Annotated in this window: 10 protein-coding genes; 3 read left to right on the plus strand and 7 right to left on the minus strand. The window is 66.2% G+C overall.

Features of this window, described 5'->3' with window-relative positions; all coding sequences use genetic code 11:
* Nucleotides 1-7: 7 nt before the first annotated feature.
* From glpK to QX121_RS26440, 7 genes are all read right to left on the minus strand, one after another.
* The gene (glpK, locus tag QX121_RS26410; protein WP_315797085.1) at nucleotides 8-1,510 is read right to left on the minus strand and encodes a glycerol kinase GlpK; all 1,503 of its coding nucleotides are present in this window, start codon (nucleotides 1,508-1,510) and stop codon (nucleotides 8-10) included.
* A 300-nt stretch (nucleotides 1,511-1,810) separates the two neighbouring features.
* On the minus strand, nucleotides 1,811-2,584 hold the full coding sequence (locus QX121_RS26415; RefSeq protein WP_315813422.1) for a glucose 1-dehydrogenase: 774 nt from the start codon (nucleotides 2,582-2,584) through the stop codon (nucleotides 1,811-1,813).
* A 274-nt stretch (nucleotides 2,585-2,858) separates the two neighbouring features.
* Complete coding sequence (pimD, locus tag QX121_RS26420) at nucleotides 2,859-4,001, minus strand: pimeloyl-CoA dehydrogenase small subunit (protein WP_315813423.1); 1,143 nt, start codon at nucleotides 3,999-4,001, stop codon at nucleotides 2,859-2,861.
* 144 nt (nucleotides 4,002-4,145) lie between these two features.
* The gene (pimC, locus tag QX121_RS26425; RefSeq protein ID WP_315813424.1) at nucleotides 4,146-5,336 is read right to left on the minus strand and encodes a pimeloyl-CoA dehydrogenase large subunit; all 1,191 of its coding nucleotides are present in this window, start codon (nucleotides 5,334-5,336) and stop codon (nucleotides 4,146-4,148) included.
* A gap of 249 nt (nucleotides 5,337-5,585) precedes the next feature.
* Entirely contained in the window at nucleotides 5,586-6,773 is a 1,188-nt protein-coding gene (locus tag QX121_RS26430; protein WP_315813425.1) for an acetyl-CoA C-acyltransferase, read from the minus strand.
* A 20-nt stretch (nucleotides 6,774-6,793) separates the two neighbouring features.
* Nucleotides 6,794-8,458: a dicarboxylate--CoA ligase PimA gene (pimA, locus tag QX121_RS26435; protein ID WP_315813426.1), complete on the minus strand. Its 1,665-nt coding sequence runs from the start codon at nucleotides 8,456-8,458 to the stop codon at nucleotides 6,794-6,796.
* 178 nt (nucleotides 8,459-8,636) lie between these two features.
* Nucleotides 8,637-10,730, minus strand: a complete 2,094-nt coding sequence (locus tag QX121_RS26440) for a 3-hydroxyacyl-CoA dehydrogenase NAD-binding domain-containing protein (RefSeq protein ID WP_315813427.1) — start codon at nucleotides 10,728-10,730, stop codon at nucleotides 8,637-8,639.
* Nucleotides 10,731-10,943: 213 nt separating this feature from the next.
* On the opposite strand from QX121_RS26440, the gene QX121_RS26445 reads away from it, so the two are divergent.
* The 3 genes from QX121_RS26445 (at nucleotide 10,944) to QX121_RS26455 (ending at nucleotide 13,402) form a co-directional block, all read left to right on the plus strand.
* Entirely contained in the window at nucleotides 10,944-11,828 is an 885-nt protein-coding gene (locus QX121_RS26445) for an IclR family transcriptional regulator (protein ID WP_315734694.1), read from the plus strand.
* 66 nt (nucleotides 11,829-11,894) lie between these two features.
* A complete protein-coding gene (locus QX121_RS26450; RefSeq protein WP_315734696.1) occupies nucleotides 11,895-12,692 on the plus strand; it encodes an ABC transporter ATP-binding protein in 798 nt (265 codons plus the stop codon).
* Complete coding sequence (locus QX121_RS26455) at nucleotides 12,689-13,402, plus strand: ABC transporter ATP-binding protein (RefSeq protein WP_315753502.1); 714 nt, start codon at nucleotides 12,689-12,691, stop codon at nucleotides 13,400-13,402. The genes QX121_RS26450 and QX121_RS26455 overlap by 4 nt, the downstream gene beginning before the upstream one ends.
* The last annotated feature ends 9 nt before the right edge of the window (nucleotides 13,403-13,411 follow it).

The following is a 13,411-nucleotide window of genomic DNA, read 5'->3' on the forward strand; positions in this document are numbered from 1 at the left end:
GAGCGCCCTACTCGCCCTCGTCGCTCGCCAGCACGCCCTTCACGGCGCGCGCCCAGCCGGCGAGCTTGCGCTGCCGGGTCGCCGCGCTCATCGCCGGCCGGAAGCGGTGCTCGAGCCGCCAATTGTCGGCGAACTTCTCCGGCTCCGGATAGACGCCCGCATTCAGGCCGGCGAGATAGGCGGCGCCGAGCGCGGTGGTCTCCTGGATCATGGGACGGTCGACCGGTGCGTCGAGCAGGTCGGCGAGACGCTGCATGGTCCAGTCCGAGGCGGTCATGCCGCCATCGACGCGCAGCACGATCGTGGCCGCGGACGCATCGGGCCAGTCGGCGCGCATCGCCGCCCACAGATCGTAGGTCTGGTAGCAGACGCTTTCCAGCGTCGCATGCGCGAGTTCGGCCGGCCCGGTGTTGCGGGTGAGGCCGAACAGCGCGCCGCGCACGCGCGGATTCCAATAGGGTGCGCCGAGGCCGACGAAGGCCGGCACCAGATAGACCGACTGCATCGAGTCGGACTTGTCGGCGAGCGGGCCGGTTTCCGCGGCATGCTTGATGATGCCGAGCCCGTCGCGCAGCCATTGCACGGCGGAGCCGGCGACGAAGATCGAGCCTTCGAGCGCATAGGTCCTGACGCCGTCGAGCTGATAGGCGATGGTCGTCAGCAGCTTGTTGTTCGATTTCACCGGCGTGGCGCCGGTGTTGAGCAGCGCGAAGCAGCCGGTGCCGTAGGTCGACTTCATCATGCCCGGCGTGAAGCAGGCTTGTCCAATGGTCGCGGCCTGCTGGTCGCCGGCGATGCCCGCGACCTTGATCGGGCCGCCGAACAGGTCGGGCGTGGTGGTGCCGAAATCGGCGGAGGAGTCCTTCACCTCGGGCAGCATCGAGCGCGGCACGCGCAGCAGCTTCAACAGCGTCTCGTCCCACTGCCCGGTGTGGATGTTGAACAGCAGCGTGCGCGAGGCGTTGGTGGCGTCGGTGGCGTGGACCTTGCCGCCGGTCAGGCGCCACAGCAGGTAGCAGTCGACGGTGCCGAACATCAGCTCGCCGCGGTCGGCCCGCTCGCGCGCGCCCGGCACGTGGTCGAGAATCCAGGCGACCTTGGTGCCGGAGAAATAGGGATCGATGATCAGGCCGGTTTTGGCGCTGACATCCGGCTCATGGCCGTCCGCCTTGAGCCGCGCGCAGATGTCGGCGGTGCGGCGGTCCTGCCAGACGATGGCGCGGTGCACCGCCTGGCCGGTGGCGCGGTCCCACACCACGGTGGTCTCGCGCTGGTTGGTGATGCCGATCGCGGCGATGTCCTTCGCGGCCAGGCCCGCCTTCGTCAGCGCGTCGCGGCAGGTCATCACGGTCGAGGTCCAGATGTCCTCCGGCTCGTGCTCGACCCAGCCCGACGCCGGGAAATGCTGTGGGAATTCCTGCTGCGCCACCGCGGCGATCGAGATGTCGGAGCGGAACACGATCGCGCGCGAGGACGTGGTGCCCTGATCGATGGCCAGCACGAAGGACATGGGGTTTCTTCCCGGGAGGTTGACGACGTTGGGCCGACAAGCAAGCGGATCAGGCGGGCGAGGTCAAGGTCGAGCAGCACGTGCCCTGTCCACCCTCCCCTGGAGGGGGAGGGTCGATCGACCGCGCAGCGGGCGAGCGGGGTGGGGTGAAGCCACGGACGCTGGTGCTTGTGAGCTGGTGCTTGTGAAGAGATCACCCCACCCCGCCTCACGTCTCGCTTCGCTCGTCGCGAGGCGACCCTCCCCCTCCAGGGGAGGGTGAGGAAATCGATCGCTGCTGCTCGGTTAGGTAGGAGCCCGCTACACCGCCGCCGTGGTCACGCCGCCGTCGACGACGATGGTCTGGCCGGTCATGAAGGTCGACGCATCCGAAGCGAGGTAGGCGACCGCGCCGGCGATCTCGTGCGGCTCACCGATGCGGCGGAGCGGCGTGGTGGCGCAGCGCTGTTTCAGGCGGGCCTCGTCCTCCCACAGCGCGCGGGCGAAGTCGGTCTTGACCAGGCCCGGCGCGACGCAATTGATGCGGACGCCCTGCGGACCCCATTCGCCGGCGAGGCTGCGGCACAGCGAAAAATCGGCGGCCTTGGAGATGCCGTAGGCGCCGATCACGGTCGAGCCGCGCAGGCCGCCGATCGAGGAGACGATGATGACCGAACCCTTGCCGCGCGCGGCCATCGGCGGGATCGCCTTGGCGCAGAGCCAGAGATTGCTCTTCACGTTGGAGGCCATGATCTTGTCGAAGGCCTCGTCTGATATGTCGAGCAGCGGACCGTAATACGGGTTCACCGCCGCATTGCAGACGAGGATGTCGACCTGGCCGTAGCGCTTCACAGCGCCGTCGATCAGCGCGTCGACTTCGGCGCGACGCGAGATGTTGCAGGGGATGACATGGGCGTCGCCGCCGTTGGCGCGGATGCCGCTCGCGACCTCCTCGCAGGCGTCAAGCTTGCGGCTGGAGATCACCACCTTGGCGCCGAGCTGCGCGAGCAGCTCCGCCGAGGCGCGGCCGATGCCGCGGCTGGAGCCGGTGACGACGGCGACCTGTCCGGAGAGGTCGAAGGGATTGGGGGTCATATCTGCTTCCTCCGCGTCATTGCGAGGAGTGAAGCGACGAAGCAATCCAGAGTTGCGCGTGACGCCCTGGATTGCTTCGCTCCGCTCGCAATGACGGCTCGACGATCAAATTGCTCCGGAGCCAGTCGACGCCGGCAACGTAGCTCTCTCAAATCCGTCATGCGCGGGCTTGACCCGCCTGCGGGGCCGAAGCCCCTTCGGCGCGGCGAAGGCCCGCGCATCCATCTCAGAGAGCGATGGGTTGCCGGGCCAAGCCCGGCAACGACGCATTCGCTTAGATCAACCCGCCGGCCTCGCTGACGCGGCGCATGTGGTAGTCGGTGTCGCCGAACGTCGTTTCGATCATCGACAGCCGCTTGAAGTAGTGGCCGATCTTGGCCTCCATGGTCATGCCGATGCCGCCATGGAGCTGGATCGACTGCTGGCCGACGAACTTGGCCGATTTGCCGATCTGGACCTTGGCTGCGGCAATCGATGTGGCGCGCTCCTTGGCGTCGTCGAACTCGGCGGCCATGGTGGCGAACATTGACATCGAGCGGGCCTGCTCCAGCGCGACGAACATGTCGGAGGCGCGGTGCTGCAGCGACTGGAACGAGCCGATCGCGACGCCGAACTGCTTGCGCGTCTTGATGTACTCGACCGTGGTCTTGAGCGACTCGTCCATCAGGCCGACCGCCTCGGCGCACAGCGCGATGCGGGCTTCGTCGACGACGCGCTCGATCAGCGGCAGGCCGCCCGCGGGATCGCCGATCACGCTGTCAGCGCCGACCTCGACGCCGGTGAAGGTGATGTCGGCGGCATGCAGGCCGTCCTGGGTCGGATAGCCCTTGCGGGTGACGCCCTTCGCATCCGCCGGCACGATGAAGACGCCGATGCCGGACTTGTCGCGCTGGCCGCCCGAGGTGCGCGCAGTGACGATCAGGGTGTCGGCGTTCTCGCCGTTGAGGACGACGAACTTTTCGCCGTCGATGACATAGCCGTCGCCCTTCTTCTTCGCTGAGGCGGCGACATCGAACAGGTCGTAGCGCGACTGCTTCTCGAGCTGGGCGAAGGCAAACGTCTTGCTGCCGTCGATGATTCCCGGCAGATGCGCCGCCTTCTGCGCGGCCGAGCCGCCATGACGCAGGAAGCCGCCAGCGAGCACCACGGTCGCCAGATACGGCTCGAGCACCAGCGCGCGGCCCATCGCCTCCATCACGATCATGGTCTCGACGCCGCCGGCGCCGAAGCCGCCATCGTCCTCGGAGAACGGCAGCCCGAGCAGGCCCTGCTCGGCGAGCTTGGACCACATCGCATGGCTCCAGCCGCCCTTCTCGCTCATGTACTTCTTGCGCTTGTCGAAATCATAGGCATCCGCCAGCAGGCCGTCGATGCTGTCCTTGAGGAGGCGTTGCTCCTCGGTGAGATCAAAATCCATTGGTTGACTCTCCAGTATCCCCATTCTCCGTCATGCCCGCGCTTGTCGCGGGCATCCACGTCGTGCCGTTGTGCGGGCGGCGTGGATGGCCGGGTCAAGCCCGGCCATGACAGCGTGCGTCGTCGAGGCGCTGCGGCTCACATGTCAGAGCCCCAGCACCGCCTTGGCGATGATGTTGCGCTGGATCTCGTTGGAGCCGCCGTAGATCGAGACCTTGCGGTTGTTGAAGTAGCTCGGCGCGATCTGGGCGGTCCAATCCATGGTCTCGTTGCTGTCGTCGTCGCCGTGCACGTCATACGGCGCGGCAAACGGGCCGATCACCTCCATCAACAGCTCGGTCGTGGTCTGCTGGATCTCGGAGCCCTTGATCTTCAGCACCGAGGAGGCCGGATTGGGCTTGCCCTTGCCGTGCTTGCCTTCGTCGGCGACGACGCGCAGCTGCGTCAGTTCCAGCGCCTTCAGCTCGACCTCGCAGGCCGTGAGCTTCTCGCGGAACGACGGATCCTCCAGCACCGGACGGCCGCCGGATTCGATCTTGCCGGCGAGCTCCTTGATGCGGCGGATGCGTTCCTTGGAGACGCCGACGCGGGCAATCCCCGTGCGCTCGTTGCCGAGCAGGAACTTGGCGTAGTCCCAGCCCTTGTTCTCCTCGCCGATCAGGTTCTCGATGGGCACCTCGACGTCGTCGAAGAACACCTCGTTGACCTCGTGGCCGCCGTCGATGGTCTGGATCGGACGCACCGTCACGCCCTTCGACTTCATGCTGAAGACGATGAAGGAGATGCCCATCTGCTTCTTCGCCGCGGGATCCGTACGGCACAGGCAGAAGATCATGTCGGCGTGCTGAGCCAAGGTGGTCCAAGTCTTCTGGCCGTTGATGATCCACTTGTCGCCGCGGCGCTCCGCCTTGGTCTTCAGCGAGGCGAGGTCGGAGCCCGAGCCCGGCTCGGAGAAGCCCTGGCACCACCAGTCGTCGACATTGGCGATGCGCGGCAGATACTTCCTCTTCTGCTCCTCGTTGCCGAAGGTGTAGATGACGGGACCGACCATGCTGACGCCGAAGGCGAGCGGCTGCGGCGCCGGATAGGCCTGCAGCTCCTCGTTGAAGATGTAGTGCTGCACCGAGGTCCAACCGGTGCCGCCATATTCCTCCGGCCAGTGCGAGACACCCCAACCCTTCTTGTTGAGGATGCGCCACCAGGTCACCATCTCGTCCTTCGACAGATGGCGGCCTTCGATCATCTTCCGCCGCGTCTCCGGCGGCACATTGTCCCTGAAGAACTGCCGCACTTCCTCGCGGAACGCCTGCTCTTCCTTCGTGAATGCAAGATCCATCGGATCCTCCCTGACTATTCAATTCGGTATTCGGTTGGCGCGTCTTGCTCCACTGTCGTCCCTGCGAACGCAGGGACCCATATCCACCGGCTCACGTTTGGGGGCACGGGCCTCTGACGGAATGCCCCAAGTTAGAACACGCGGTATGGGTCCCGGGTCTGCACTTGCGAGCGCTCGCGCGCTCGCAAGCTTGCCCGGGACGACACCTGTTAAAATCCCGCGCGAGATTCGCGCGGGACGACAATCAAGTTACTGCAGCACCTCGAACAGGCCGGCGGCGCCCATGCCGCCGCCGACGCACATGGTGACGACGGCGTACTTCGCCTTGCGGCGGCGGCCTTCGATCAGCGCATGGCCGGTCAGGCGCGCGCCCGACATGCCGTAGGGATGGCCGACCGCGATGGCGCCGCCATTGACGTTGATCTTGTCCGGGTCGATGCCGAGCTTGTCGCGGCAATAGAGGACCTGCACCGCGAACGCCTCGTTGAGCTCCCACAGGCCGATGTCGTCGACCGTGAGACCATGGCGCTTGAGCAGCCGCGGCACCGCGAACACCGGGCCGATGCCCATCTCGTCGGGCTCGCAGCCATGCGCAACGAAGCCGCGGAAGATGCCGAGCGGCTGCAGGCCGCGCCTGGCCGCGTTGGCGTCGCTCATGATCACGCAGGCCGAGGCGCCGTCGGAGAGCTGGCTGGCATTGCCGGCGGTGATCGAGAAGCCGTCGCCGCGCACGGCCTTGAGGCCGGCGAGACCTTCGGCGGTCGTCTCCGGACGCGGGCCTTCGTCCTGCGAGAAGGTCACGTCCTTGAACGAGATGTTGCCGGTGGCCTTGTCGGTCACCGCCATCTTGGTGGTGATCGGCGCCAGTTCGTCGTTGAACTTGCCGCCCTGCTGCGCGGCCGCGGTGCGGCGCTGGCTCTCCAGCGCATATTCGTCCTGCCGCTCGCGCGAGATGCCGTAGCGCTTGGCGACGATCTCGGCGGTGTCGATCATCGGCATGTAGACGTCGCCCTTGATCTCGAGCAGCGCCGGATCGGTGGCCTGGAAGGCGTTCATCTTGTCGTTCTGGACCAGCGAGATCGACTCGCCGCCGCCGCCGACTGCGATCTCGACACCGTCGAAGATCACCGAGCGCGCAGCCAGCGCGATCGCCTGCAGGCCGGAGGCGCATTGGCGGTCGATCGTGGTACCGCCAACCGACACCGGCAGGCCGGCGCGCAGCAGCGCCTTGCGCGCGATGTTGCCGCCGGTCGAGCCCTGCTGCAGGGCCGCGCCCATCACGACGTCTTCGATCTCGGCCGGATCGACCTTGGCGCGCTTGACGGCCTCGCCGATGGCGTGGCCGAGCAGCGTCGCGCCGCCGGTGGCGTTGAGCGCGCCGCGATAGGCCTTGCCGATTGGCGTGCGGGCGGTGGAAACGATGACGGCATCGGTCATGGGCGGACCTCCTGTTGTTGTTACGGATGTTTGCTGTGAGACGTGGGTGATTGCTGCTGGCGCAATTCGTGGCGCGACAGCTTGCCGACCGGCGTGCGCGGCAGCTCGTCGACGAACTCGAGCGCCGCGGGCAGCTCGTGCTTGCCGAGCTTGCCGGTGAGGAAGGCGCGGAGATCCTCGACCGGGAACGGTGCTGCGCCGTCGCGCAGCTTGATGAAGGCCTTGGCGGCCTCGCCGCGATAGGCGTCGGGAATACCGATCACGATGACCTCCTGCACCGCCGGATGGGTGTAGATCGCCTGCTCGATCATCTGCGGATAGACGTTGAAGCCGCCGGAGATGATCATGTCCTTCTTGCGGTCGACCAGGAAGTAGAAACCGTCGGCGTCGACATAGCCGATGTCGCCAGTCAGGAAATGATCGCCGACGAACGACTGCGCCGTTTCCTCCGGCCGGTTCCAATAGCCCTTGGTGACGTTTGGCCCCTTGATCCGGATCTCGCCGACCTCGTTCACGCCAAGCACCTTTGAGGGATCCTCGAGCGACACGACGTCCATCTCGATGCCGGGCAGCGTGATCCCGATCGAGCCGGGCTTGTCCGGCCCACCCTTGGGATGGGCGGTGCCGGGCGAGCAGGTCTCGGTCATGCCCCAGCCGCTCTTCAGCTTCATGCCGACGCGGCGCTCCAGGATGCGCGCGACCTCGACTGGCAGCGGCGCGCCACCGGAGCCGACGCTGGTCAGCGACGACAGGTCGCGCGTGTCGAGATCCGGCAGGTTGGCGATCGCGATCCACATCGTCGGCACGCCGGGAAAATAGGTCGCGCGCTTGACCTCGATGTCGCGCATCACGGCTTCCAAGTCGAAGCGCTGGTGCAGCGAGATCAGGCTGCCGAGGCGCAGCGAGGTCAGCAGCACCACCGTCAGCGCATAGATGTGGAACAGCGGCAAGACGCAGATCACCCGGTCGGAACCATTGCCGTTCGCGCGCGTCGCGCGACCCCAGATCTCCGCGATCGACACCGCCGAGGTGAGATTGCCATGCGTCAGCATCGCGCCCTTGGGCAGGCCGGTGGTGCCGCCGGTATATTGCAGCAGGGCGATGTCGTCGGGCGAGATGGCCGGCCACGCGGCTGGCGCGACGGCGCCATCGACGAAGGCGCGGTGGGTGATCACGGCGGGACTATCCGGCAACGGCGTTTGCGGCGTGCCGACCTTGCCCCAATGGTCGTCCTCGCAGACGATCAGGCGATCGAGCAGGCCCTTCTCCAGGAACTTCAACGCCGTCGGCAGCAGCGCGCTGAGGTTCGACGTCACCAGGATGCGCGCGCCGGAATCGCTGAGCTTGTGCGACAGCGCGATCTCGCCATCGAGCGGCGACAGGTGCACCACGCGGGCACCGGCCTTGAGCGCGCCGAAGAAGTTGATCGGATGATCTGGCGTGTTGCCGAGGAACAGCGCGATCGAGGCGCCCTTGCCAAAGCCCGCACGCAGGAAGGCCGCGGCGGCCTGGTTGGCAAGCGCTTCGAGCTGCTTGAATGTGACCGGCCGATCGCGGAATTCGAGCGCATCGCGCTCGCCGAACTCGCTCACCGCCTGCGCCAACAGGTCCGGCAAGGTGCCGCGCGCGATCGGCGCGTCCCAGCGGACGCCTTCGGGATAGAACTGTTCGCCGGGATGGGTCATGAGGACTCTGTATTTCTTGCCGTAAGGCGGCCCCGCTCTCTCCGTTCCCTCCCCCCTTGTGGGGGAGGGCCAGGGAGGGGGGTGGCCCCAGGCGAGACTGCCGTTGTGGACCCCCACCCCCAACCCCTCCCCGCAAGGGGGAGGGGGGCGCAGTTGAGCACGGAGCTAGAGCGAAGCCTCAAGCGGCCTTCCCCTGTGCCAGCGACGCGAAGGTCTTGCCTTCGTCGGCGAGCTTCTTCAAAAGCGGCGCCGGCTCCAGCGACGGATCGTTGGTCTCCTTGGCGTAGTAGGCCAGCCGCTCGGCGATGTGCTTCAGACCGACGCTGTCGGCCCAGTACATCGGACCGCCGCGATAGATCGGCCAGCCATAACCATAGAGCCAGACGACATCGATATCCGACGGCCGCGCGGCGATGCCCTCGGCGAGAATCTTCGCGCCTTCGTTGATCATCGGATACATCATGCGCTCGAGGATCTCCTCGTCGCTGACCGCGCGCCGCCTGAGGCCGAGCTTGGCGAGCGTCTCGTCGATCAGCTTCTCGACATCGGGATCCGGCAGCGGCGCACGCGAGCCGGCTTCGTACTTGTAATAGCCCTTGCCGGTCTTCTGGCCGAAGCGGCCGGCCTCGCACAGCGCGTCCGCGATCTCGCTCTTGATGCCGCGGTCCTTGCGCGAGCGCCAGCCGATGTCGAGGCCGGCGAGATCGCCCATCGCGAACGGGCCCATCGGCATGCCGAACTTGGTGACGACGGCGTCGACCTGCTGCGGCAGCGCGCCTTCGAACAACAGCTTCTCGGCCTGCTTGCCGCGCTGCGCCAGCATGCGGTTGCCGACGAAGCCGTCGCAGACGCCGACCACGGCCGGCACCTTTGCGATCTTGCGCGCGATCGACACCGCGGTGACGAGCGCATCCGGCGCCGTCTTCTCCGCACGCACGATTTCGCACAGCTTCATGACGTTAGCCGGCGAGAAGAAATGCATGCCGAGCACGTCCTGCGGGCGGCTGGTCTCTGCGGCGATGGCGTCGATGTTCAGATACGAGGTGTTCGAGGCCAGCACGGCGCCGGGCTTGGCGTATTGATCGAGCTTGCCGAACACTTCCTTCTTGACGGCCATGGTCTCGAACACCGCCTCGATCACGAGATCGGCATCCTTGACGTTCTCGAGTCCGACCTTGCCATCGATCAGCGCCATGCGCTTGGCCGGCGCATCGGCCGGGATGCCGCCCCGCGCGGCGGTCGCCTCCCAGTTCTTCTGCATGATGCCCATGCCGCGCTTGAGCTGCTCCTCGGCGGTCTCGATCAGCGTGACCGGGATGCCGGCATTGGCGAACGACATCGCGATGCCGCCGCCCATGGTGCCGGCCCCGATGATGGCGACGCGCTCGACCTTGCGACCCTTGGTGCCCTCGGGCACGCCGGCGATCTTGGCCGCCTCGCGCTCAGCGAAGAAGGCGTAGCGCTGCGCCTTGGACTGATCGCTGGTGAGGAGCTTGAGGAAGCCTTCGCGCTCCTTCTTCAGGCCCTCGTCGAACGGCAGGTCGATCGCGTAGCCGACCGCGTCGGCGGCCGCGAACGGCGCCTCGAGGCCGCGCGACTTCTTGGTGATCGCCGCCACCGCACTGGTGAAGATCGAGCGATCGGCCTTGGCGGCCGCCAGCTTGGAATCGTCGTCACGCAACTTGCGCAGCGGACGGTTCTCCGCCACCACCTTGCGCGCGAAGGCCTCGCCGCCCGATGCCAGCCCCTCGACGATCTCCTCGATCAGGCCCGCCTTCAGCGCTTCCGCTGCGCCGATCGGATCACCGCCAACGATCATCTTGACCGCGAGCTCGGGGCCTACGGCGCGCGGCAGGCGCTGGGTGCCGCCCGCGCCCGGCAGCAGGCCGAGCTTCACCTCGGGCAGGCCGAGCTTCGCCTCCTTGGTGGCGACACGATAATGACAGGCGAGCGCCACTTCGAGACCACCGCCCAGGGCCGTTCCATGAATGGCGGCAATCACCGGCTTGGGGCTGTTCTCGATCGTGCTCAAGACGTCGTTGAGCGCCGGCGGCTTCGGCGGCTTGCCGAATTCGGTGATATCGGCGCCGGCGATGAACGTGCGCCCGCCGCAGGTGAGCACGATCGCCTTGATCGCGGGATCGGCGATCGCCTCCTTGACGTTGTCCAGGATGCCGCCGCGCACTGCGGCACTCAGCGCATTGACGGGCGGACTGTCGATGGTGACGATGCCGATGATGTCATGACGATCAAGCTTTGCCACTTCGCTCACGCGTAAGCTCCTTGGGATGTCGTTTCTTTGCGGCCGGTTAACGTGCCGGCCAATTCTTGGCTTTTCATTTGCGCAGAGTATCAGCCTTGCTTGCGTCTACCCGCTGCTGAACGTCAATTCCGCAGTGCGAAATCTAATTCCACATCTTGACATCCAGGGTTATTTTGAAGCACGAGCGTTGTCAACGAGGCTCATCAATCAACAGCCGATGACATGAAACGCCCAGGGAAGAAACCAGCGACCGATCGGAGCTTCGTCGTCGCGCTGGCGCGCGGCCTGGACGTGCTGCGGGCATTCCGGCCGAATGACGGCCTGCTGGGCAATCAGGAAATCGCCGCGCGCACCAACCTGCCGAAGGCCACGGTCTCGCGCCTGACTTACACGCTCACCAAGCTCGGCTATCTCACCCCAGTGCCGCGCTTCGAGAAATACCAGTTGGCGCCATCGGCGCTGGCGCTGGGCTATGCCGCGCTCGCCAACCTCGGCATCCGCCATCTTTCCGAGCCATTCCGCGAGCAGCTGATGCGCGAGACCGGCGGCGCGGTCGCGATCGGCGGCCGCGACCGGCTCAGCATGATCTATTTCGGCCAGAGCCGTCACGGCGTCGTCAACGTTCAACTCGACGTCGGATCGCGCATTCCGATTGCAACGACAGCAATGGGCCGCGCCTACATCTGGGCGCTGCCGGACGAGGACCGCGCCGCGTTGATGCGGGAGATGCGCGAGCATTATGGCAGCCGTTGGCCGAAGATCCGCGACGGCATCGAACGCGCCGGCGAGACCGTCGCGAAATATGGCTTCACGATCTCGGCCGGCGAATGGCAGGACGACGTTCATGCGGTCGGCGTCGCGTTGAGGCTGAACGACGGAACCGGTCCCTACGCCGTGAATTGCGGAGCACCGGCATTCCGCTTCACGGAAGAGCGTTTGCGGACCGACATTGGACCTCGTCTCGTCGCGATGGTAAGGAACATCGAAGCGGCGCTCGGCGGCCTCGCGCTGTCAACTAATCAAACAAGCAGCCCATCAAACAAAGAACTCAATAAGAAGCCGAAGCCAGGAGGAAAAGTTGCCCGTGTTGCCGAGGGTATCAGATAGCCTGCATCATCGCGGTCGGCTGGCGCCGCGTCCTGACCTGAACGAATTCGGGAGGGGCGAGACGAGATGACGCAGGCACAACTCGCCCAGACCAACGATCCGCTGCTCGCCGTCCGCGACGTCAGCGTCGTGTTCGGCGGCATCGTGGCGCTGAACGGCGTCTCGTTCGACATGCGCCAGGGCCAGATCCTCGGCCTCATCGGCCCGAACGGCGCCGGCAAGACCACCCTGTTCAACTGCCTCAGCCGCCTCTATCAACCGAGCTCCGGCGACATCCTGATGGAAGGCCGCAGCATCCTGAAGCGACCGCCGCACCGCATCGCCGAGATCGGCATCGGCCGCACCTTCCAGAACGTCGCGCTGTTTCCCAATCTCTCCGTGCTCGACAACGTCCGCGTCGGCACCCACGCGCGCACCTCCAGCGACATCATCTCGGATTCGTTGCGTCTGGCCTGGGTCCGGCGCAGCGAGAATTCCGTCAACACCAAGGTTCACGAGATTCTCGCCTATCTCGACCTCGAGGAGGTCGCGCACAAGACCGTGTCCGGGCTGCCGTTCGGCACCCAGAAGCGCGTCGAGCTGGCGCGCGCGCTCGCCGCCGACCCGAAGATCCTGCTGCTCGACGAGCCCGCCGGCGGCCTCAATCACGAGGAGGTCCATGTGCTGGGCGATCTGATCCGGCGCATCCGCGACGACCGCAAGGTGACCGTGCTGCTGGTCGAGCATCACATGGGACTGGTGATGTCGATCGCCGACCACGTCGTGGCGCTGAATTTCGGCCGCAAGCTCGCCGAGGGCACGCCCGCCCAGGTGCAGGCCGATCCCGACGTCATCAAGGCCTATCTCGGGAGCAAGGATCAATGACGCCGCTGCTCAACGTCAAGGACCTGCGCGCCTATTACGGCCAGGTCCAGGCCCTGCACGGCCTCTCCTTCTCCCTCAACGAAGGCTCGCTGACGACCCTGCTCGGCGCCAATGGCGCAGGCAAGACCACCACCCTGCGCGCGATCTGCAACATGGTGCGCTCGACCGGCGCGATCGAGTTCGAGGGCAAGCCGCTCAACAACAAGTCGACCGAGAGCATCGTGCGCTTCGGCATTGCCCATGTGCCGCAGGGCCGCGGCACCTTCACCAACATGACGGTGGAAGAAAACCTGCAGCTCGGCGCCATCACCCGCAGCGACAAGGCCGGCATCGTTGCCGACATCGAGCGGATGTATTCCTACTTCCCGAAGCTGAAGGAGCGCCACACCCAGCAGGCCGGCACCCTGTCCGGCGGCGAGCAGCAGATGCTGGCGGTGGCGCGGGCGTTGATGCTGCGTCCCAGGTTGATGCTGCTCGACGAGCCGTCGTTCGGCCTCGCGCCGCTGGTGGTCCGCGACCTCTTCGGCATCCTCGGCAAGATCAACCGCGAGGAAAAGGTATCGATCCTCGTCGTCGAGCAGAACGCGCAGCTCGCGCTGGAGCTCGCCGACCAGGCCTATGTGATCGAGACCGGCCGCATCGTCATGTCGGGTGTCGCCTCGGACATCGCGAACGACGAGAACGTCCGCAAATCCTATCTGGGCTACTAACGGAGGCGG

The sequence above is a fragment of the Bradyrhizobium sp. SZCCHNR2028 genome (assembly GCF_032380995.1).
Taxonomy (GTDB): Bacteria; Pseudomonadota; Alphaproteobacteria; order Rhizobiales; family Xanthobacteraceae; genus Bradyrhizobium.

Bases quoted from the DNA above. Each gene is read 5' to 3' on its own strand.
- pimD (WP_315813423.1), bottom strand. From the start codon at position 4,001: ATGGATTTTGATCTCACCGAGGAGCAACGCCTCCTCAAGGACAGCATC.
- QX121_RS26430 (WP_315813425.1), bottom strand. From the start codon at position 6,773: ATGACCGATGCCGTCATCGTTTCCACCGCCCGCACGCCAATCGGCAAG.
- QX121_RS26450 (WP_315734696.1), top strand. From the start codon at position 11,895: ATGACGCAGGCACAACTCGCCCAGACCAACGATCCGCTGCTCGCCGTC.
- pimC (WP_315813424.1), bottom strand. From the start codon at position 5,336: ATGGATCTTGCATTCACGAAGGAAGAGCAGGCGTTCCGCGAGGAAGTG.
- QX121_RS26415 (WP_315813422.1), bottom strand. From the start codon at position 2,584: ATGACCCCCAATCCCTTCGACCTCTCCGGACAGGTCGCCGTCGTCACC.
- QX121_RS26445 (WP_315734694.1), top strand. From the start codon at position 10,944: ATGAAACGCCCAGGGAAGAAACCAGCGACCGATCGGAGCTTCGTCGTC.
- pimA (WP_315813426.1), bottom strand. From the start codon at position 8,458: ATGACCCATCCCGGCGAACAGTTCTATCCCGAAGGCGTCCGCTGGGAC.
- QX121_RS26455 (WP_315753502.1), top strand. From the start codon at position 12,689: ATGACGCCGCTGCTCAACGTCAAGGACCTGCGCGCCTATTACGGCCAG.
- glpK (WP_315797085.1), bottom strand. From the start codon at position 1,510: ATGTCCTTCGTGCTGGCCATCGATCAGGGCACCACGTCCTCGCGCGCG.